At 57.1% G+C, this 19,732-nt stretch carries 20 protein-coding genes; 1 reads left to right on the forward strand and 19 read right to left on the reverse strand.

The window, feature by feature from the left end; translation table 11 throughout:
* Nucleotides 1-296 precede the first annotated feature (296 nt).
* On the forward strand, nucleotides 297-515 hold the full coding sequence (locus tag ACG2LG_RS17890) for a FitA-like ribbon-helix-helix domain-containing protein (protein ID WP_396261291.1): 219 nt from the start codon (nucleotides 297-299) through the stop codon (nucleotides 513-515).
* A 323-nt stretch (nucleotides 516-838) separates the two neighbouring features.
* Here the strand turns inward: ACG2LG_RS17890 and ACG2LG_RS17895 are convergent, their stop codons facing one another.
* The 19 genes from ACG2LG_RS17895 to ACG2LG_RS17985 form a co-directional block, all read right to left on the reverse strand.
* Nucleotides 839-1,171, reverse strand: coding sequence for a DUF5615 family PIN-like protein (locus tag ACG2LG_RS17895; RefSeq protein ID WP_396261293.1), 333 nt, complete (start codon nucleotides 1,169-1,171; stop codon nucleotides 839-841).
* Nucleotides 1,168-1,395, reverse strand: coding sequence for a DUF433 domain-containing protein (locus ACG2LG_RS17900; protein WP_396261295.1), 228 nt, complete (start codon nucleotides 1,393-1,395; stop codon nucleotides 1,168-1,170). Before ACG2LG_RS17900 ends, ACG2LG_RS17895 begins: the two co-directional genes overlap by 4 nt.
* A 169-nt stretch (nucleotides 1,396-1,564) precedes the next feature.
* Nucleotides 1,565-1,888, reverse strand: coding sequence for a type II toxin-antitoxin system PemK/MazF family toxin (locus tag ACG2LG_RS17905; RefSeq protein WP_396261297.1), 324 nt, complete (start codon nucleotides 1,886-1,888; stop codon nucleotides 1,565-1,567).
* Nucleotides 1,878-2,108 carry a type II toxin-antitoxin system RelB/DinJ family antitoxin gene (locus ACG2LG_RS17910; protein WP_396261299.1) on the reverse strand — a complete coding sequence of 77 codons (231 nt, stop codon included), beginning with the start codon at nucleotides 2,106-2,108 and terminating at the stop codon, nucleotides 1,878-1,880. The genes ACG2LG_RS17905 and ACG2LG_RS17910 overlap by 11 nt, the downstream gene beginning before the upstream one ends.
* Nucleotides 2,109-2,651: 543 nt before the next feature.
* Nucleotides 2,652-4,961 (reverse strand): glycosyltransferase family 4 protein, encoded by a 2,310-nt coding sequence (locus ACG2LG_RS17915; RefSeq protein WP_396261301.1) that lies wholly within the window; start codon nucleotides 4,959-4,961, stop codon nucleotides 2,652-2,654.
* A gap of 7 nt (nucleotides 4,962-4,968) precedes the next feature.
* Nucleotides 4,969-5,754 carry a glycosyltransferase family 2 protein gene (locus ACG2LG_RS17920; RefSeq protein WP_396261302.1) on the reverse strand — a complete coding sequence of 262 codons (786 nt, stop codon included), beginning with the start codon at nucleotides 5,752-5,754 and terminating at the stop codon, nucleotides 4,969-4,971.
* A gap of 4 nt (nucleotides 5,755-5,758) precedes the next feature.
* Complete coding sequence (locus ACG2LG_RS17925) at nucleotides 5,759-6,649, reverse strand: hypothetical protein (RefSeq protein ID WP_396261304.1); 891 nt, start codon at nucleotides 6,647-6,649, stop codon at nucleotides 5,759-5,761.
* Nucleotides 6,650-6,694: 45 nt separating this feature from the next.
* Nucleotides 6,695-7,384, reverse strand: coding sequence for a cytidylyltransferase domain-containing protein (locus ACG2LG_RS17930; RefSeq protein ID WP_396261305.1), 690 nt, complete (start codon nucleotides 7,382-7,384; stop codon nucleotides 6,695-6,697).
* 100 nt (nucleotides 7,385-7,484) lie between these two features.
* Nucleotides 7,485-8,651 carry a glycosyltransferase family 4 protein gene (locus ACG2LG_RS17935; protein ID WP_396261307.1) on the reverse strand — a complete coding sequence of 389 codons (1,167 nt, stop codon included), beginning with the start codon at nucleotides 8,649-8,651 and terminating at the stop codon, nucleotides 7,485-7,487.
* A gap of 189 nt (nucleotides 8,652-8,840) precedes the next feature.
* Nucleotides 8,841-9,686, reverse strand: a complete 846-nt coding sequence (locus ACG2LG_RS17940; protein WP_396261309.1) for a hypothetical protein — start codon at nucleotides 9,684-9,686, stop codon at nucleotides 8,841-8,843.
* Between the two features lie 327 nt (nucleotides 9,687-10,013).
* On the reverse strand, nucleotides 10,014-11,279 hold the full coding sequence (locus ACG2LG_RS17945; RefSeq protein WP_396261310.1) for an MBOAT family O-acyltransferase: 1,266 nt from the start codon (nucleotides 11,277-11,279) through the stop codon (nucleotides 10,014-10,016).
* Between the two features lie 550 nt (nucleotides 11,280-11,829).
* Nucleotides 11,830-12,558, reverse strand: a complete 729-nt coding sequence (locus tag ACG2LG_RS17950; RefSeq protein ID WP_396261312.1) for an FkbM family methyltransferase — start codon at nucleotides 12,556-12,558, stop codon at nucleotides 11,830-11,832.
* A 36-nt stretch (nucleotides 12,559-12,594) separates the two neighbouring features.
* Nucleotides 12,595-13,782 (reverse strand): glycosyltransferase, encoded by a 1,188-nt coding sequence (locus tag ACG2LG_RS17955; protein ID WP_396261325.1) that lies wholly within the window; start codon nucleotides 13,780-13,782, stop codon nucleotides 12,595-12,597.
* A gap of 186 nt (nucleotides 13,783-13,968) precedes the next feature.
* Nucleotides 13,969-14,898, reverse strand: coding sequence for a class I SAM-dependent methyltransferase (locus ACG2LG_RS17960; protein ID WP_396261313.1), 930 nt, complete (start codon nucleotides 14,896-14,898; stop codon nucleotides 13,969-13,971).
* Nucleotides 14,899-14,992: 94 nt separating this feature from the next.
* Entirely contained in the window at nucleotides 14,993-15,658 is a 666-nt protein-coding gene (locus ACG2LG_RS17965) for a glycosyltransferase (protein WP_396261315.1), read from the reverse strand.
* A gap of 490 nt (nucleotides 15,659-16,148) precedes the next feature.
* The gene (locus ACG2LG_RS17970) at nucleotides 16,149-17,384 is read right to left on the reverse strand and encodes a glycosyltransferase family 4 protein (protein WP_396261317.1); all 1,236 of its coding nucleotides are present in this window, start codon (nucleotides 17,382-17,384) and stop codon (nucleotides 16,149-16,151) included.
* 167 nt (nucleotides 17,385-17,551) lie between these two features.
* On the reverse strand, nucleotides 17,552-18,661 hold the full coding sequence (locus ACG2LG_RS17975; RefSeq protein WP_396261319.1) for a glycosyltransferase family 4 protein: 1,110 nt from the start codon (nucleotides 18,659-18,661) through the stop codon (nucleotides 17,552-17,554).
* Nucleotides 18,662-18,886: 225 nt separating this feature from the next.
* Nucleotides 18,887-19,456 (reverse strand): class I SAM-dependent methyltransferase, encoded by a 570-nt coding sequence (locus tag ACG2LG_RS17980; RefSeq protein WP_396261321.1) that lies wholly within the window; start codon nucleotides 19,454-19,456, stop codon nucleotides 18,887-18,889.
* A 96-nt stretch (nucleotides 19,457-19,552) separates the two neighbouring features.
* Nucleotides 19,553-19,732 (reverse strand): hypothetical protein (locus ACG2LG_RS17985; RefSeq protein WP_396261323.1); only part of this gene is annotated, 180 nt, incomplete at its 5' end.

The raw sequence follows: 19,732 nt of genomic DNA on the forward strand, positions 1-19,732 counted from the left end.
CGTGATGCGAATGCAACGCTCGAAGCCCTCCTCATTCTCTCTCCACCGTCACCTCCGGGCACCTGCAAGGTGCCCCTCCTTGCACCCCTCACCACACCTCCTCACCCCGGCGCTCCGTCTCACAACCACTTCTCACTCACCACTGCGCCGCAGGCGCCCCCCTTCGTCACCCCCGGGCGCCTGCAATGCGCCCCTCCTTTCCCCTCGCTTCGGACTCGCCTCTCCTCACCTTGGCGAGCCGGGTGAACCCGGCGCTTCCACCTTGCTCCTTGGATTGAAAGCATGATGCTACCGGTATGAAATCGCTGCACATCCGGGAGGTGCCGGAAGAAACGGTTGAACGGCTCAAGCGGCGGGCAGCCCGGCATCATCGTTCACTTCAGGGCGAACTCCTTACGCTGCTGGAGGAGGCCGCGCGGGAGGTGATTGAGCCCGAACCCGATGAATTTGCACTCCTTACCGTGAAGGCCGGAGGTCGGCAGAATTGGACCCGGGAAGCCATTTATGAAGATTGATCGAGGTCGCAGGCTGTTGGTCGATACCAATGTGCTGCTTGAGGCGACCGACCAGGATCGGCGGCTTCACCCGCAGGCGGTCTGGATTTTCCAGACATCAAGAAAATCGAAGTCATCTCGCTGGGCCGGGTGGAGGTCTGACCGCGTGGCAGCCGCCACGGAAAGGAGTGGCTCCTTTCAAGGGGCCATATGAAAGGGAAGGAGGCTTTCCAGCCTTCCGATCATTCAGCGCACCACGGCGACCGGAGTTCGCCTTCCCTTTCTCATGGCGCTCCGGAGAGCGCCACTCCGGCGCTTCCCGCCTGCCCAACCCTCAACATCGCCTATCCACGAACTTCAACCACCCGCTGGCCTTCGTTGAACCAACCCTCGATCTCTGCCATCTGGGGAAGAATGCGGGACAACAAGGCTGCTTTCCGCGTGTTGCCCATCCGAATCCACAAAACTCGCCCTCGGTCCCCCTCCCGGTTGGCCAAGTGAAAGAAGTCCTCGTCCTTGGTGATCACAATCATCCCCTCATCCAGCGCCCTCTTCCAAATCATCGGATCACTGGTTTGCGCAAGGTTCCAATCGAGCACGCGGACGGCATCCCGGCCACTTTCGGCCAGCGCCCGAGCCAGCGCGACGGGCAATTGGTTGTCGATCAGATACTTCACGACGCCACCGCCACCACCGCATGATCCGCCTGATGCGCGGCGTATGTCAGGCACGCGGAAATATCGTCAGCTTCCAAAAAGGGATAGTCTTCGAGGATCTCCTCATGAGTCGCACCATGCGCAAGCAGCGACAGCAGATCCGACACCCGCATGCGATACCCCCGGATGCACGGCCTCCCGCCGCACTTTCCTTCTTCCACGGTAATCCGCTGCAAAAGCTCCATGTCCTCATTCTCAGTGCATTCGCCGGAAAAACAAGACGAAGGAAGGGGAAACAAATGCTGAAACGAGAGGGCTTCCGGCGAAGCCGAAAGAACGGCACCTTGCACTTGTCCCGCCGTAACCTTGGCGAAGGGCGAGGCGCCCTGCCGGTGGAGAGCGACTGAGACGGGGTCAAAGGTTCAGGATATCACGCAGCGCGGCTTTCACCTTGTCCATCGCTGCGGTGTCGAGGCGGCCCATGCGCCGGAACAGAGCGTGCCGGTCGAAACTCGCGAGGCCCTGCACGTTGACGGCAGATCGCTTGGGCAGCCAGCGAGGCTTGCCAATTTCCACCTCACCCCGCATTCCACGGATCTGGGAGGTGAGTGGTGCGACGATCACAAGAGCGCGGGCGTCGTCGGAGGAAGGATAAGCCAGCACCAGCACGGGCCGACTCTTGACCGCCATCCCGAGATCGGCGAACCAGACCTCCCCCGCCGAAGACTCAGTATTCACCCAGCGCCTCCGTCCATGATTCAGCCTGCTGGGCCGATGTCAGCAAGCCGCCGCCACTCAGGGAAACGTCAAAAGGCAGTCCCTGACGAAGCTCGATCTGAGCCAGAAGCAGATTGACCGCATCCCCCGGATTCAATCCCAGACGATTCAGAATCTGCTCGGCATTGCGATACCGCTCCTCTGGAACCCGGGCTCGAAGCAGGACGGAAGGACTTTTCATGACTCAAAAGTGCTCATAATGGCTCAAGAAGTCAAGGAATGACAAAGCGAAGGAAAGGTGCTCGCCCCATGCCGCTCAGGCTTTACCCGGGTAAGGGTCGCTACCGCTCCCGCCGCATTCAGCGTTTCAGATTCTTGCCCCCCATCTTCACGGGCGCAGCCCGAAAGGAGCGGTGTCCTGCACCTGTCCTCCGAAGCCTTCATGAGGCTCCGTAGCTTTGGCAAAGGTGGTGGCGAAGGAGGAGGTGCCCCGTCGGTGTGAGGCGAATACCCCGCGCGGAGCTCCCCTCATTCTCCCCCCACCGTCACCTCCGGGCGCCTCCCCCTTCGCCAAGGCTACGGCGGGACAAGTGCAATGCGCCCCTCCTTTCCCCGCGCCCCGGCCTCGCCTCTCCTCACCCTGGCAAGCCGGGTGAACCCGGCGTTCCAATACCGCCTGACCTTGGCGGCCATGCCGCGCCCACTTCTCACTTCTCACTTCTCACTTCTCACTTCTCACTTCTCACTTCTCACTTCTCACTTCTCACTTCTCACCGATCACCGATCACCGATCACGAGCCACTCTCTCAAACACTTCCATCATCCGCTCGACCACCTGCCGGGAACTGTATTTCTCCCGCAGCGCCAGGCCACAGTCGCGAACCTCCTCCGGCGTCATTGCCAATACCTCGTCGAGGGCCGACCACAGGGAGGCGGGATCTTCGAGATCGAACCCGCCCTTGCCGTCGGCCGGTGCCAGCACCTCCTCGATCGAGGTCCCGAGCGTGTAACAGACCGGGGTGCCGAGGTAATACGCCTCGATCGCCGGCAGGCCGAAGCCTTCCACTTCCGAGGGAAACATCAGCGCCCGGGCCGCGGTGAACTGCGACACCAGCGCCCGGTCCTCGAGGAAGGGAAGATACACGATTTCCCGCACTTCCCCGACCAGCTTCTCCACCTCCGTCGGCAGCTTGCCCACCACGTGCAACTGCGGAACTTCACGGCCCGAACGCACCGCCTCCGCCCACAGCTTCACCAGCCAGCTCGTCCGCTTGTGCGGCTCCAGGGAACCGAGATGCAGCACGTAGTCCGCCTTCGCCGGGGCCTCCGGTTGCGGGAGGGACTCGTAAAGGCACGGCTCGTAGGTCACGTGGATCTCCTTCTCCGGAAGCCCGTGCCGACGCATGAAGTCGAGGATCTGACCCTTCGCGTTCTCGGAGACGGTCATGATCGCCGCCGCATGGCTCAGCGTGTTCCGAAGCATTGCGGCCCAGTACGTGTATTCCGCCTCCAGGCGCCACTTCGGATAATTGTCCTGATAGTACTGGATGATCGTGTCGTGGATGGTCACCACCGCCGGGCGGCAGCGCCCGCGGAGGCGGGGCATGAACCCCTTCGGGAAATACCAGACGTCCGGGCGGCGCGAGGGGGAACCGAGGATGGGATGAAGGTTGTCCGTGACCACCCGCATCAGATGGCTCTTGGTCGACCACGGCAAGCGCGTCACCGAACTGGCGTTCGCCGGCCCCTGGACCGAAGAACCGGAAACCACCACGCCCAGTTCGACGTCCTCCCGCTCACCGACCGCTCCCAGCACCACGTCGGTCATCCGCGAGATCCCCAGGCTCCGTCCAAGCATCGGATTCTGGTCCGCGAGGTAGGCCAGCAGGCGGAGCGGGCGCGCTTCGACCGCACGGGCCTCGGAGCCCAGTGCCTCGACAAAGGCCGAGCGGAAATGCGTCAGCCGGAAGTTCTCCTCGTAGCGGGCCCTGAGTTGGTGGCCGAGATCGGACAGTTCCCCCTTCCGGAGCTTGGCCAGTGCTTCACCGAGGGCACCGGCCAGTCGCTCCGGTTCGCCCACCGGAACGAGAAAATCATAGTCTTCCCCGAGAATGCCGGTCACCCCGTCCGAGCCGGCAGCCACGATCGGCAAACCCGTGGCCATCGCTTCCACCACCGTCAGGCCGAAGCTTTCCCAACGACTCGGTGCGACGAAGAGGTCGGCGGACTGGTAAAGCTCCCATTTCTGCCGGGAATCGAGAAACCCATGCTCCTTGATCCGGAGCCGATCCCCCCACACGCCACGCAAGGACTCGAACGCTTCGTCGCAGGCTTCCCGGATCGTCGGTGAGATTCCTCCCGCGAGACTGAGTCGAAGTTCGGTCGACTCCTCGAACTGTCCTTCCTTCGCCAGTCCTTCAAGGGCCTCGAGCAGATCGAGCAAGCCCTTGGCCCGGGTTCCATGCCCGAGAAAGAGGAGATGCAGGGAATCCCCCGCCTCGGCCGGGCGGATCCGCAGTCCTGCAGGGGCATCCACCCCGTTGGGGACCACGTGAACCTCCCGCGACGACAAGGCGTCCGCATCCCGACGAGAGGTCTCGCACACCACCAGCGACTTCTCCGGCCGCCACAACACGATCCGGCTGATCGTCCGGGCAATACGGTCGAGCCAGACCGGACCCGGGAGCCGCACTCGCTCCGACCCCGTCGCCCATTCCCCCTGCCCAATCGCGTGCCAGTGGAAGCAGACGGTCCGGTAGCTGATCCGGAGGACTCCGAGCACGAGCCAATCCCGGATCACCGCACTCCACTTCACCGGCCCCGGAACATAATAGAGTACCGGGCGCTTCAGCCCCATGCGCAGGTGCACAGCCCGGACCACGTATCCTGCACCCCGCCACAGCTTGCGCAGCGAGCCTTCCCCGATCTCATCCAGATGATCGGAAAAACGTGCATCGATGTGATGTACATCAAAACGCTCCGGTGCATTCCGGAGCGCTTCCAAACCCAAGGCCACCATCCGGCTCTGCCCATGCTCCGGCGGCGGAACCTGGGCGAAGACGACCAGTGGCAATCCTGAAGTCCGATCTGGCATCTGCCTTCTAGCGAATTCGGCCATGACACAGCAGTCTCTTGCCCACACGGCGGGCCTGAAACAATCGCCGGAGAATACCAAGCAGTCTCGAGCAACCGAGCCATGAAGGCAGCCCCTCCTCACGGATGTGCGCTCGCTGCGCCTTCAGCCCTTCATCGATCATCCGCTGCCAGTTCTTCTGCGTGGTGCTCTCCTCGTGCCAGCGGAAGCCGGCCAGGGGCTCGGCTAGATAGGAGAAAGTGAAACCCGCACGGGTGAGCCGGAGGTAGTATTCCCAGTCCATGCAGTTGCGATAGGCAACATCGAGCAAATGACCCGCCTCGATGATCCGCCGGTGGTAAAAGGTCGCGGTCGATGGGATGCAGCATCCGACGAAAAGAAAATCCCACTCATCCACCGGGGTATCGAACTTCCGCCGGATCACCTCGCCCTCCAGATCCACGAACACGCAATCACCATGGATGACATCCGCCTCAGGGTGTTGTTCCGCGTGAGCCGCGACCTTGGCCAGCGCTCCGGGCAGGAGGTAGTCGTCGCAGTTCAACCACATCACCCAGTCCCCCGTCGCCTGCCGGAATCCCTTGTTGATCCCGGCGCTCATCCCCTCGTCCGGCTCACTTGTCCATCGAAGATGCGGGTAGCGCTTCAACACCTCGAGGGTTTCGTCGGTCGATCCGGCATCCGTCACGATGTGCTCGAACTCAACGCCCTCTTGAGCAAGGACACTTTCCACACACATAGGCAGAAAGCCGCCCTGATTGAAGCTTGGGGTGACAATGGAGAACCGGAACATTTAATCAGAACCGCGTGTAATCAGAGCGACCCACCACCTCATCCACCTCCACCCTGGGAATCCTCTCATCCGCTTCGCTAAAGTGTGAAATTAACTCCAATTCAACTCCATTTTTGGAAAGCCATCGATAAACTTCGTAGCTCTTGGCCTTAATTAACTCCAACTCTCCACTGGTTGCTCCTCCGATCGCGCAGTTGTATTTCCTTCCACATATGTAATTTACACCCGCAAGCGGCGGCCCAATGAAGCGCCTCGCGCATCGCCCCACCGATCGGGCCCAGGAAGGCAAATTCGAAGGCTTCGGAAATGCGAAACTCACTCTTCGCCCCTTAAGTCGCCCTGAATCAAAGTGTTCAATCCTCTTGGCCGGTGAGCCAATATCCCAACCCGCAACCACCAATCGAGAAACTCCCAAATGAACGGCCCAGTAAATGGCTTGCTCATAAAAAATCCCGGGGCCAAACGGTCGCTCTAAAGACCGTTCAAGAAGAAAGTCGTTGTAAGAACTTTTCCAGACAAGCGAGTTTTCAAGACACGGATCCCATCCATCCGGAAGGTCCTCTTCGCTCCTTGTGCCTGGAAGCACAGGAACCGTAATCGTCCGCCAGTCGGCTCGCTCAAACACCGGCCTACCTTGCCCTACTGATGCAAGGAACACCGCAGTTCTTCCCCGATCAATATCCAACTTCCTATTATTGACATTATTAAGAAGGACAAGATCAGCAAAATCTCGACATCTCAAATAGGCCTGCTTTATGGCAATCACAAAACGACCATCAGCGAGACTTCTTAACTCTTCATCCGAAAGTTGATTGAGCGACGGACCACAGGTTACCACCAGACATTCGCCACCCGAGCAAACTCCTTGGAAGTCTTTTAGACGGTCTTTACCCATGCCAAGAGGTCATTTCGTGCGAAAATTACCTCAAGCCCCTCCAAGTTACAGGTCACCACAATTTCTCCCCACCAGGCGAGCTTGAGCCTCCTCGAAGTCCTCCATTGTATCAACATCCATAGCGAACTTCTTCGGAACTTTGTACATTAATGGATTCTTGCCAATTCTACAACCGGTTCTAAGTGCCGCATCCCGAGTAATGGCATAGAGCCCGGTTGTCTCTTCGTAGACTACCGCATCTTGCGATCTAGGAAGTCCATCTGGCCTATTCGGATCGTAATTTAGTGGTCTTCCATTGTGCCAGTACCACCCAGTATTCTCAGTCACAAGGAGCATTGAGTCGTATTTATCCAATGCCTCCATGAACGCATTCATTGCCTCCATAATAACTTCTCCCTTTAGAGAAATCGCAGTGACATACATTTGAGCAATTACATCATATTCCGGATGCATCGTGACAAACTGATGCATTAAGTGATTCCCATTCGCCGCATCTGACGCAAACCACTCCTCACGCTGATGGAAGAGCAACCGGTCGTTGTAGCGATTCTCGAAAAAATCGTGTGCGCTTTTATTCTCACTATCGACATAAATATCCCAATCCTTTGGGCAAAAATTACAGACTTCGTCGAGAAGCCAGCATGAGAAAGGCTTCCCGGCCAAATCTCTGAAATTTTTGTTGGGAACTCGTGTGCTTGATCGGGATTTGATCGGGATTTGGACTGCAACTTTCATATTTTACTTTTTGGACAGAAGGAAGAGACCTAGATAATTTAGTTACTTTAGACAAACATATGCAAACATTGCTGTCAAGCCATGCCTGCCAATACTTATTTCACGAATCTCTGGGTGGGGTGTAAACAGGAGTCGCTGCTACAGACACCCGGTAGGACTCCAATATTTCAGCAATATAGTGCTTTAACGAAAACGCGGCAGCGATCGTTGCGGGAGCGGCGGCGGCAATACCCGCCATTTCTTCCCGGTTCGAATCGCACCAGAGGAGTCCCATTGCGAGGGCGTGTTCCATTTCTTCGGGAGTCGATCCTTCGGCTGCAATCCCATTTACCATTGCTGCAATCTCACCTTGGGTGCTGGCTTTTGCGACAACAGGGAAACATCCTGCCAACAATGCCTCGAGCATGGTTACCGGAGTGCCTTCGCGGAGGCTGGGTAGAAAGTAGATATCGTGGGAGTGTAGTGCCGTGACGTATTCCTCTCCGCGGAATCCTCGATGAAGGGTCACTTCGCTCTCTAGATCCAACACCTCGATAAGCTTCCGGACCTTTGGAATTTCGGGGCCGCCGCCAGCGATGGTGTAATGGAAAGGAACGCCCCGATCTCGCACGATTGCGAGCGCCTTCAATGCCATCGACAGCCCCTTTGAGCCGATCATGTTGCCTCCCGCAAACAGCTTGAGCTCGCCTTCCTTGGGCCCGAGCACCTTTTTACACGCGAACCTGGTGACCTTGGCCTCCGGTAAGGAGGCGATGGGGAGTTTGCGTAGGTCCTTGCCGGGCCGGTATGGCTCCAATAGTTGCAGTGTCTCCTCGTTCGCCGGAAAAACGACCGCTGACTTCGCCATGCAATCCCGAAAAGCTTTCGAACTCAGAGTGCGCCACGTACTGATGTCGCGGGCTGCTTCAAAGATCCGTGCGGACGGGCTCAACATGCGGCGAAAAGGGCGACCGACGACACCAGCACCTCCGATCGGGCCCCAGATGAAAGGGATGGGCATCTTCCACAAAGGAGATGGAAGCCGCCATGCAGCCACGGTAACGTGGTGGCACAGGTCGAAGGCTTCCTCGGAATGCCATTCAAGGGCGGCTTTCAACACCATGCTGTTGAATCGACGAAAACTCAGCCAGCTCTGTAAATGGGCTACAAACCGATTCTCACTACAACGCCGATGCTTGCGCAGGAACCGAACTCTAACATTTTTAGGAACTAACCCTTCTTGAGTGGCTCTTTCCCAACCCTCTTCGTTATGGATATCCGTCAGCACGTAGACATCGTGTTGCCCTGATATGGCGGCCACCGCCGCCCATCCGACTCCTGGCTCTGACCCCCGATACGGGTCGCAGGCATAGGCCGAGATGAGTACACGCATGGCTTTTTGGGGTAGTGAAATTTGATAATTGTTGGAGTCGTAGCGCAGGCTGCATTTTTCTCGATTCAGCCGCGCCCCACTTGTCTACTCTAAGTCGGCCAATCCGATGCGAAGACTCCGCATGGTGCGAGCCGCACTGGCTGCATCCATGTGCACTCCGTCTGTCAAGACTACACCGTCTTCCCCAGCGTCTTGGCCAAGATCCCAGAAAGGGGCCTCACTTTCCCGCGCCAGTTCGAGAATCCATGAAGGTGGGGGAGAGCCAGGGGATCTCGCGGGTGGTAGCCACACAAAGACGACCTCGGTGCCCTCGCCAATCTTGAGTCGTCGCAAAATGCTCTTCACCTCATTGAACAGCTCCCGCTGGGCGGCCGCCAACTCCGGTTGAATGCCTCCGCCCACCGCAGTCGGCCGAGTCGACACATCAAGATCATCACCTTCCGGCCGTGCAGAAACACCAATCCGCCTTTCAAGAAGTTTACTGTAGAAGAACGCCGCAGGACGAGCAGACGCGGACAACTGAGGAACTTTCATCCCCACCTTGAACCAATTCCCTTTCATCGCCCGACCAATCTCGGTATCGGCACGCTCCAGCGGTAAGTGCAGTGTGTTCGCTTCAATCACGAGTTGCGGTGCGACAGGGAGCACTCCGTTATCCATCGCGCGGAGGACATCAATAGCACTACCACCGTCACAACCCATGTTCGCCCATCCGTCAAAACCTTGGGCCCGATCGGGGAGTCTCCCTGTAATCGATGAGCCCAACACCATAACCTTGGCTTCTCCATAAGCTCCTGCCTGAATGCGCCCGATTGATGAGAAGAAGTTCGATTCACTCTTGGCCGTGCGTCCCCCAACCGCCCGGAGGGCGAGGGCTTGGACGGCGAAGCAGAACGCGAGACCGATCAGCAATGGAGCAAAGTAGCGCATGAAGGTGGCGTGTCGGTGGGAGGAGGGCAGGTGCGGCCGGCTTCAGCCGGGCGAAAGGAGGGGCGCATTGCAGGCGCCCTGACGGTGTGATGCGAATACGATGCGCGCTGCTCTCCTCATTCTTTCTTCACCGTCACCTCAAGGCATCGACACGACCCGACCTCCGCCAAAGGCCACGGTGGGCAGGTCGCCCTCCCTTCTTCCGGCGAAGCCGAAAGGAGGGCGCATTGCAGGCCCCCTGTCGGTGTGATGCGAATACGACGCGCGAAGCTCTCCTCATTCTCGTTCCACAGTCACTGGAAGGCGCCTGCAATGCGCCCCTACTTTCTAGAACTGGAAATAGATGAATCCCCTCGGAGCCCCGGGATTCGTCACCACGAGGAAGATCAGCAAGGCATGACAAAGTGGCTCGAGACGCGACCGCGCCAGCCTGGTCGCGATTGAGGATCGATGCTCTCTGAGCCACCCCCATGCATGATAGGCGACCACGGCGACACCATAAAACCCGAGGGCGAACACCGGAGGACCGGAGAAGCTGAATCGCATCGACGTCGCCGCCTCGAAGAAGGCGCCGATACTCTGCATGTCCGGCATCATGAAGGTCAGCCAGAGGAAGGTAACGACATGGAAGGTGAGGAGCCACTTGATGGTGTAAATGCAGAAACGCTGAAAAGCTGAAATGCTGAAAAATCGGGTTGCCTGCGGGGATTGGGCAGGCACTTGATCTGTCCCCTGTCTCCTGGACGCAAGCCTTTCGATCGCGAGGAAGATTCCGTGCAGGCTGCCCCAGATGGCGAACTTCCACGCGGCCCCGTGCCAAAGGCCACCGAGGAACATGACGAGGAAGAGGTTGAAGTAGGTCCGGCCGGCACCTTTGCGGTTTCCACCCAGTGGAATGTAGAGGTAATCCCGGAGCCAGGAAGAAAGGGAAAGGTGCCACCGGCGCCAGAACTCGGTGATGCTGGTGGAGAGGTAGGGGAAGTTGAAGTTGGGCGGCAGCTTGTAGCCGAACAGGGCCCCGAGACCGATGGCGATCAGCGAATAGCCGGCGAAGTCGGCGAAGATCTGCAGTGAATAGGAATACAGCAGCGACAGGCTCACCACCGTGCTCATGCCGGCCACCTTCTCGGCCCCAATCGTCAGCGCCCCGGTCTGCTCTGCCAAGTTGTCAGCGACGAAGATCTTGAGGAAGTATCCAACGATCAGGCCACGACGCACCGTGATCCAGTCGATCTCACGCCAGGCTTTCGCCCCGATCTGATCCAAGAAATCACGGGCCTTGACGATGGGGCCCGCGACCAACTGCGGAAAAAACGAGATGTAGAACGAGAGGTCGCGCAATGAGGCGGCCCGGTTGCGCCCCCTCCGTTGGAGCATCTCGAGCGCATGCGGACTGACATCCCGACGCCAGGTATCGACCACCAGGCTGATGCCCTGGAAGGTGTAGAAGGAGATCCCGACCGGAAGGGGGATGTCGCTGAACCAGATCTTCCAGGAGACAGGAATCAGGACATCAGGAGCCAGATTTGTCAGAAAGCCCGCATACTTGAAGAAGGCCAGTAGCCCGAGATTTGCCGCTACAGTTCCGGCCAACCAACGGCGTGCCCTGCGGTGCTGGTAGAAGCTGAAACACTGAAATTTTGAATTATCGGCAGCGGAACCTTTTCGTTCTTCATCTTCTGACTCCTGCCACCTGGGCTCTGACCCCTGACTCTTGTGGAACAGGATCCGCTCCACCGCCACTGCATTGAGGAGGCACGACACCCCCAGCAGCAGCAACAGCTTTGGATTCTCCCATGAATAAAAGACAGCGCTGGAGGCCAACAGCAGTCCAACCTGCCAAACCCGCCGGGCCGGACCGACGAGTGGCAGGTAATACAAGGCCACCGTGCCCGCAAGCAGGACCAAAAATTCCCAGGAGTTGAAGAGCACTAGTCAAAGCCATTAAGATCTGCGCCTTACATACTAGGCTCAGCAAAACTCAAAGGCGGTGTAAGATCTGAAACAATATTGGAAAGCACATCCCACTCCCTCAAGAGAGCCACTTCACTCGAAGGGTGCAAACTCAGGCATGCTATCACAAGGAATCCAAAGCGCGGCTCTAGAAGGCCCTGGCCCTAAACCGAGACAAATGGCCTCAAAATCAACGCACGAAGCACCAGACCTGATGTTTCCGTTCAACCATCCTCAAGCCCTCCGAGTCAACCCACCGGACAAACTCCTGATTCGCATCAGTGTCGCCGTGAAGCTCAACAATGAGACAGCAACAGCCCCGGAGATCTGCATGCCTCATCAGTTCAAACTCAGCCCCCTCGACGTCCATGACAATCGAATATGGCGGCTCCGGCACCAGCGCATCGAGGCGAACCGACTCCACGGCTACTGAGTGGCCAAGATCACCCTCCGAAACTCTTCCCCCAAGACTTCCCGCAGAAGTATCCAGATGAACGACGTCAGATGCGTAGGACAAGGCCCGATTAATCAAGTGAACATCGAGCTCCTTGAAGCTCACATGTTTGGTGTTTAGCTGCAAGACCTCAAAGTTGTCAGGAGCAGGTTCGACCATCAGCAACGACCGCCCAGGTCCGAGTCTCCGTGCAATACAGCGGCTCACCACACCCATACTCGCTCCCAACTCAACACAGTCATGGTCCGGGGGCAAGTGCCGCTGTATCAGCTTGCGCTCTGCCAACTCATACAATCCAAACAGCAGAGTGGACTTGGTATTGGCCCGACAGTTCCTCGAAGCGTAGAAGGGGCCATGCCAAGTCGGAACCGGACTCCACAGCATTCTCCCAAGCAGAGACGCGACCGGGCTTTCAGCTAGGACGTAGTAGATGAACGCCTTGAATTTTGAGAGACTCTTGGCCATTGATTCACAACATATCAGATTCAATAAAGTCGAAATTTACGCCACAAGTCCTAGTTCCCTAAGGGCTCGGGCAGCAACTGCGTCAGCATGAAATTCTTGACTCCATGCGCTACCAATTTGCTCTGGGTCTCGATATCCGGCTTCCCAGGCCCTCGCCTCAAGCACGAGCTCCAGTGCCAATGCAGATGGCTCGTTGCGCCAGGCGAGACGGCCACTCGCCCGGGAGACGTAGTGTCGAAAACAACTGTTCTGTGCAGAAAATGGAGCCACAACAGTGCATCCACAACAGAGCGCTTGTGCGCCAGTACCCTGTTGACCTTCCCATCGGGAGCTCCAAAATCCAATTCGGGCCCTTTGATAGAGCTTCGGGAGTTCCGCTGCTGGCATATGCTCAAGGAAGGACAACCGATTACTAGTCCGACCAACGTCAAATCCCAGGAGCCGAGGGAGATCAGAGGCTCCCGCACCGACAATCATTCCTTTCCATCCCGGCATTTGCTCAAGGAAGCTAGCGTACGCCTTCAATAACACGCGGGGATTCTTCTGACCCCAATCAGCTTGGTGCCAGCGCCCAACCGAAATCACGAGCGGCTCCTTAATGGATCCGTCGTATCGAAACGCCTTCATCTGAGGATGCGGCAAGTAGACAAACTTCTCTGCGAGGTCGGATCTGCCAAGCCTGATCGCCTCGTTGGGAATCCAAATAGCGGCATGGGGCGTGCAGGCCGATATGACACTTGCGGCAGCATAGTGCCTTAGGCGCCCCCGGGAAACCCGATGGGTGGCGAGCTCGACAACAAGCTTGGCAAGCTCCACCCCTTTCCTCAGCGGATTCATGTCACCATGAACAACTGGAACATGCGCTTCCCTCAGCCACTCCGACCGGCATGCAAGAGGCGAAACGACCCCACTGGTGTCCATATTGGCGAGCACCTTGATTCCCGCACGGCTTGCCGCTTCCACGATCCGATTGTAACGGGGGGCAGCCCACGAGTACAGGATCAGGCCGTCCAGTTTTAGCGACTCCCACCATTCTTTGGATTCCAGATTTGAGTAATCAGTCCTCAATAATCGGGGATCATCTCCATCCATTGGCGGCCCAGGCATGATCGCCCTCGACTTCACTCCGATTAGACTCAAGCCGACAGAGAAGAGCCCCGACTCACGGGCGAAATGACTCGGATCACCAACGAATCGCTTGGGTGTACATGTGAAGACCCTCATCTGTTCTTTCAAAGAAATATGGACAGGCAATTTTTCAAGATCTCGCCCTGTGTGTTACCGTGTACATCAGCATGGATGGCCCATGGAATAAACATGATAACAGAAAGTGGGGTTACATAGCCCCGAGACCGCATGCCCCCCGATTAGCGCGGCGGCAGCTTGGCCGAATTCCCTGGCTGATCTGTCTCAGCATTTTCGGATCCAGTATGATTGCCCATGATCGAGCCCTTTCGTGATGAGTTGGCTCAGTTCCTCAGGGTGCTCCCTGCCAAGCAGATGTATTGGAAGGAGGGTTTCAAAAGAGCCGCCACCACTCAGAAGGCATTCCAAGGCATACTGCTCATTTGAATAGCGCGGCAGGTAGAGATCAAGCAACCACCACTGGGGCTGCTCGTACGGAGTGTAGATGTCGTGAATATGGACAGAGACCCCGCTTGCCAGGGATGGAAAGATGTGAAGCAGCTCCCATTCGACATCATTCTGAGCCTTGATGACATGGCTGGTGTCGATAAACAGGATGTCACCCGCACCAAGGCTCTTGAAATACTCAATCGGCATCTCCTCGATCCTCTTAACCACCAGTTCACCATGCAGATCAAAACCATCGAGGATCGGCCCGGGATATGGCTCGATGTAGGAAGAATCGACTTCATGCCCTTCTTCCGCATTCGCCCGCAACGCCGCAGATGATACCCGTGAGCTATGGCCACAACCCACCTCGATGTAGCGCTTTGGCTTCAAGTGCCGAATCAAGGTGTAGAGGAACGCGCTGTCCATCGTCGTAAAGGTCTCGCTCCATTCGATTCTCCCAGAACCGTCGCGAGGAGCCCACCGATCGAACTCATCAGCGTAAGATCCGAGCTCTTGGACCAATTCCAAAGCGGCATCAAGGTTGATTTCGATCCCTGGGAGGTCCCGTTTCTGATCGAGCAGAGAGTGGTCGATCTCGCCCGGGTCGATCAGGGGGCTGTAGAACATCTGGGGAAAAACCTGAAAGCCCGACTTCAACGCCAATTCCCGGTTCTTCGCGTAGGTCTTCAATACCCCCTCGTGGTAGGCGGCAGGCAACTTGGAGTAAATTTTGTCGAACAGTTTTCTAAATTCTACCTTATTCATGGAGAGATACAGCTGAGGATGCGAAGGAGATGCCGGGACTTACGATCGCCGGTTGGCGGGCGCCCAATTCTCTAGTGATTCGAGTAGGGAGCGCCTAAGGCTTGCGGAAAATCTCAAGGTATCTCGGCAAAAGCCCATCCCAAGAGTAGTTCTCGCGAACGGTTCCGAAGGACCACTCAGAATGGGTAGCCGCTGAATCCCGGAGAGCGGAAATGCGGTCGTAGCACCGGGCGAGGTCGGCCGCAGAGCCCGGCTCATACAACATTCCGCTTCGGTTCTGCTCCACAAAGTCCTGCAGATGACCCGTCTTCGTGGCAATCACGGGCTTTTGATAGTGGGAGGCCTGAAGCAATACCGCCGACCCCTTGGTATAATGACCCATGTATGGAAGCATCACCGCATCAGCTGCATCGAAGAGCAACGGAACCTGACTATCCGGAAAGTATCCTGAACGAGACTCCAGTTTCGGGTAATCGATGGTGGAGGCCAGCAAAGCCGGATCATTGCCGGAAATCACCGGCCCAACAAAGAGAAGAAAAGGCTCCGACCTCGACTCGGCGGCGGCCCTTACGGCGGTGTCATAGTCCTTCGTCTCGCGATGCGTCCCAAAGAACAAGCAGATTGTCTCATCGACCGGAAGGTCCAGTTTCCGACGTGCCTCCTCCTGAGAAACGGGCTTGTGCTTCGCCCATGGCAATGCGGCCGGAATATGCACAACATGTTCCCCCGCCAGCCTCTGCCACGCCTCCTTTACTGCCACGGTCTCCACGATGAAAGTAAGCCGCCCAGTATCAAAGGCACGAACGTAGTCATCGTACCGTTCTCTCGACAGATCTGGGGATGGAGCGCCCACGCAGAGTGACGAAAACGTGACTTCCCCGCGACGAACAACCTCCTGTAGCAGGATTCGATGTGTGGACTCAACACAATGGATATGGCGAGGAGCTGCTGAGGCCGCCAACGCCCTTCTCGTGCATGCCAAAAACTCTAGATTGCGGAATAGGTTGTCGATTCGGCTGCCCCAGTGCCTCCCCCGATAAGCATCACAAAACGGAAGCTGCGTCCATGGGCAGCATCTGCTCCACCGGACCGTGCCCCCCGCCATTTCGGACGTCTCCCTCGGCTGCCTGGCCGCAAAAACATCGAGATCCACCCCCTCAGCCGCAAGTGCCGCGACAAGATCGCAGGTGTAGGGCCAGTAGTGGCCGTTCAGATGCGTGAAGGGCGAAATGATCGACAACGACATCTCCTCAATCGAAAATTTGTCCTGAGGAAGCTCCTCCTGCTGGAAGGCCGGACGCCGAAGTTTCGAGCAGAACCTGCAGATTGTTCGCCGCCGTATGCTCGATCAGGAAGCGCTCGGCCACCGAGTCCCATGCAGCCCCCGCCAACTTCTTGGTCCCATCCTTGTCCCGCAAGGCAGACTCCATCGTACGTGCGAGAGCCTTTGCCGAACGAACCCTGCACAATCGTCCATACCTGCCATCGCCGAGGGTCCATGGAACCGCCCCGCTCCGCTCACCACCGATCACCGGAACCCCACAAGCCATCGCCTCCACAAGCACCATCCCATGCGTTTCGACCAAGGATGGATGCACCATCAGCCCCGCTTCTGCCTCCAGAAAGTCGAGGATGCTCTCGTAGGGAACGCTCCCCCTGAATTCAACCCCGCCGTCGAAATTCCGCGCCTTGGCCCACTGTTCCGCATCACCGCCTGCACCCAGACCTTTCCCGAACAAAACGAGCCTGGCGGGATCCGAACTTCGAAATCTCATCATTGAGAACGCCTTGAGCAGTGTCTTGACGTTTTTGAGTCTCCCCCAACCTCCAATGCTGCAGATGGTCTTCAAGCCCCCCGGACTACTGCTAGACAACAACCGCCGCTTCCCGCGCTCAAGCAGTTCACGGGGGATACCATTGGGGATGGTGACAGGCTCACACCTCGGCCGGAAAAATCTGCGGATATGCCTTGCCGTGTATGGTGAGACGCAAACGAGCCCACGAGCCCTCCGAATCACCATCGCCGCCACAAAGACATGGTAGGACATGAAGAAGTTCTTCGAGGTCCACGCATATCGCAAGGGCGTGTCATGACACGTTACGACGGTCGGCATCCCAGTATCGATGGCTCCAAGGGCATGTTCATAGCTCCACTGGGCACTCAGGACATCAGGAGCAGCGCCCATCACCGCGTCCCCCAACAACTCCCGTTCCACCCGATAGCAATCCACCAAGGATTCGCGAAAGCGCCGCTTCGGCAAAACGTCGATCGAAATCCGATCTCCAACCAATCGCAGGGGTCGAACAACTGATTGATCCAGGCAAAATACCGCCACCTCCTGGCCCTGCTCGTGCCACAAACGAACCAGCGGAACGACCGGCGTCGCCGTGACTCCACCGATTTCCGCAAGCAGACTGCGCGAAGGGGGATCCAGCAGATCCTCCACCTCTTGAGGCATGAATGGACTGCAGATACCAATTTTCATCTGAGACGGGCCCTCGAACTCCGTTGAAACCCTGCTGCCAGGCAATGAGTAAATCAAAAACTTTGGCAACACCCTTGCGGGATCTTGAGTGTCGCCCAAAGACTCGAGGACAGGCAACGGCCGCCACGGTTCAGGAGTTGAAGACGACGCAAAACGTCACCGGCGACCTATGGCAGACTCCGATAAAGCTCCCGGTATTGGGCAATCATGGAAGCCCGGTTCAACTTGCTCTCGATCACGAAATTGCGACTCTCACGCATCCTCCGGTGCAGGAGCTCTTCATTCTCGACGAGCCCTTCAATTATTCGCGCAAGCTGGCGATCATCCTGAGAAGAAAACAGGTACTCCGGATCGGTAATGGAATCGGTAATGCCACCCACTCTTGAGCCAATGCATGCACATCCAAAATGCATCGCTTCCTGCAAGGCGAGTCCGTAGGCCTCGAAAAGGGAAGGCTGGACGTAGATCGAGGCTCGCCTGAAATAGTCATCAGGGTCAAAGGTCTCGGTCACCAGATCGACCCTGTCGCGGATCTCCAGGAAATCGAGCATACGCTCGATTCTCTCGTGATACTCGCCGGCATTGGTTCCTCCGACCAGTTGAAGCCGCCAGGTCGGGTGCCTCGCAGCAATCCTAGCAAACGCCCTAAGGAGCACGTGTTGCCCCTTCCGGTACGCGTAGTGACCCACACACAGAATCAGACGCTCCTTGCGACTCCACCAATCGGGCTCCAGATCCACCGAATCCAGCCTGCTGTGGTAGATCCGCTTGAACTTTCTTCTGAAGAGCGGGTAACGCCGTGAAGCACGCCTTCGCTCAAACTCCGACACACTGATCTCATAATTCAGATGGTAGAGTTGAATATTCTTGTAAACCCAGGCTGCCACAAACCCGGCCGCGCCACCAAGACGCTCGCGAACACTTCGCTTCTCGCGCACAGGCATCCGAGCAAATGCCGGATTGGATTGATGGTTGATCAGAAGGATCGACCGGCCCCTCCGGGGAATCTTGTTGATTGTTGACAGCCTCCTCCTCAGCACACCCCAGGAAAAATCCCCCCCATGGAAGACTGCCACTTCAATGCGATTGTCTTCCAGATAGCGGACGAGGAACGACTCGGCCGCCAGATAGTCTAAACCCTCGTTCCATTCAGCCAGCCGGATTCCCACTTCTCGCATGTCATCAACGTCTCCAGAGATCGGCATGGATGGACAAATGACATGCGTTTCATGCTCGTCAGCCAAGCCGAGGGCGATCTCTCTCGCAAGCAGTGACACTCCACCATGGGACCATAGTGGGATATCGAGGATATGTGCGATTCTCATTGAATTCGCTACCTGGCGTTTTGGTCCCACCAATCAGCGTCAATTTGACGCTTTGTGTCGTAGCCCGGGACTGCGAATCCTCAAGCCCCAGATGCGGAATGGGCGACTCCTCTTTCGCCGCTGAAAATCCCGCCTGGGTCGCTTAGAGGCGCACAAGCCACCCGATCCCAAGCGTGTTCAACTTTGAAGCCCCTCAGACACATGCAACCACACAGAACCGAAGATCCGCACATCGCTGCCGAATGACTCGTCCACGGCCTTGACAACTCCAGGGTGGATTTCCTTGTGATAGTCGTGGCCCGAAATGACAGGGCATCCCGATTGCATTGCCCAGTCGATATCTCTGCGGACAGAGCCATAGTCATGGCCTGCATCGATAAAAACCATGCTCGGCTTCATGTCTTGGTTCGCTGAATAAAATCCCTCAGCCGACCCGTCATAAATGGATGTCGAACAATTCTTCAAAATGTAGCGGAGTGAACGCTTCGTGAACTGCCTATGCTCGTCATCTGAGAGAAAAAAGGGATTCCAAGTGAAATTCTCTACCGCGATGAGTTGGGTGTCAGTTCCTTTCAGTGTTGCAAGCAGGGTAGTTGTATGACCAAACAGCGCCCCAATCTCGACGATCGGCCCTGGATGCAACGAGGCGGACGCAACGGCGGCTTCGATGCCAGCTTCGTCCTCCTCGGTGATCGAACCCCAAATCGATTGCTCAGCATTCTCCATGAAGAAAATCGAGGAATTCACGAAAGGCTGCAGACGTCTCCGGTGCTTGAGCAGTTGTATTGTTTTGCGAATTTTATTTGCGACTCCCATCTGAATTGATTTGTTTGGTGGTTTTGTTCATTTCAAAGGCAGCAAGACTGTGCGCTCCCGAAGCGCTTTTTTACCATTTGGCGCTTCGTCAGATTTGGGGCATCCGCGACCTTTATACTTCTCGGCATTAACTTTTCGGATTCTCGAACAGCTGGAAGTTCTCGGTAACCAGGCTTTGAAGGCATGCACGATTTTCGCCGCTGAGCG

It is taken from the genome of Haloferula sp. A504, from assembly GCF_044385805.1.
GTDB lineage: Bacteria > Verrucomicrobiota > Verrucomicrobiia > Verrucomicrobiales > Akkermansiaceae > Haloferula.

What these genes read in the sequence shown, in the direction of transcription:
- ACG2LG_RS17890 (WP_396261291.1), top strand. Translation starts at nt 297, where the DNA reads ATGAAATCGCTGCACATCCGGGAGGTGCCGGAAGAAACGGTTGAACGG.
- ACG2LG_RS17900 (WP_396261295.1), bottom strand. Translation starts at nt 1,395, where the DNA reads ATGGAGCTTTTGCAGCGGATTACCGTGGAAGAAGGAAAGTGCGGCGGG.
- ACG2LG_RS17960 (WP_396261313.1), bottom strand. Translation starts at nt 14,898, where the DNA reads ATGAATAAGGTAGAATTTAGAAAACTGTTCGACAAAATTTACTCCAAG.
- ACG2LG_RS17920 (WP_396261302.1), bottom strand. Translation starts at nt 5,754, where the DNA reads ATGTTCCGGTTCTCCATTGTCACCCCAAGCTTCAATCAGGGCGGCTTT.
- ACG2LG_RS17970 (WP_396261317.1), bottom strand. Translation starts at nt 17,384, where the DNA reads ATGAAAATTGGTATCTGCAGTCCATTCATGCCTCAAGAGGTGGAGGAT.
- ACG2LG_RS17915 (WP_396261301.1), bottom strand. Translation starts at nt 4,961, where the DNA reads ATGCCAGATCGGACTTCAGGATTGCCACTGGTCGTCTTCGCCCAGGTT.
- ACG2LG_RS17910 (WP_396261299.1), bottom strand. Translation starts at nt 2,108, where the DNA reads ATGAAAAGTCCTTCCGTCCTGCTTCGAGCCCGGGTTCCAGAGGAGCGG.
- ACG2LG_RS17950 (WP_396261312.1), bottom strand. Translation starts at nt 12,558, where the DNA reads ATGGCCAAGAGTCTCTCAAAATTCAAGGCGTTCATCTACTACGTCCTA.
- ACG2LG_RS17930 (WP_396261305.1), bottom strand. Translation starts at nt 7,384, where the DNA reads ATGAAAGTTGCAGTCCAAATCCCGATCAAATCCCGATCAAGCACACGA.
- ACG2LG_RS17940 (WP_396261309.1), bottom strand. Translation starts at nt 9,686, where the DNA reads ATGCGCTACTTTGCTCCATTGCTGATCGGTCTCGCGTTCTGCTTCGCC.
- ACG2LG_RS17925 (WP_396261304.1), bottom strand. Translation starts at nt 6,649, where the DNA reads ATGGGTAAAGACCGTCTAAAAGACTTCCAAGGAGTTTGCTCGGGTGGC.
- ACG2LG_RS17955 (WP_396261325.1), bottom strand. Translation starts at nt 13,782, where the DNA reads ATGAGGGTCTTCACATGTACACCCAAGCGATTCGTTGGTGATCCGAGT.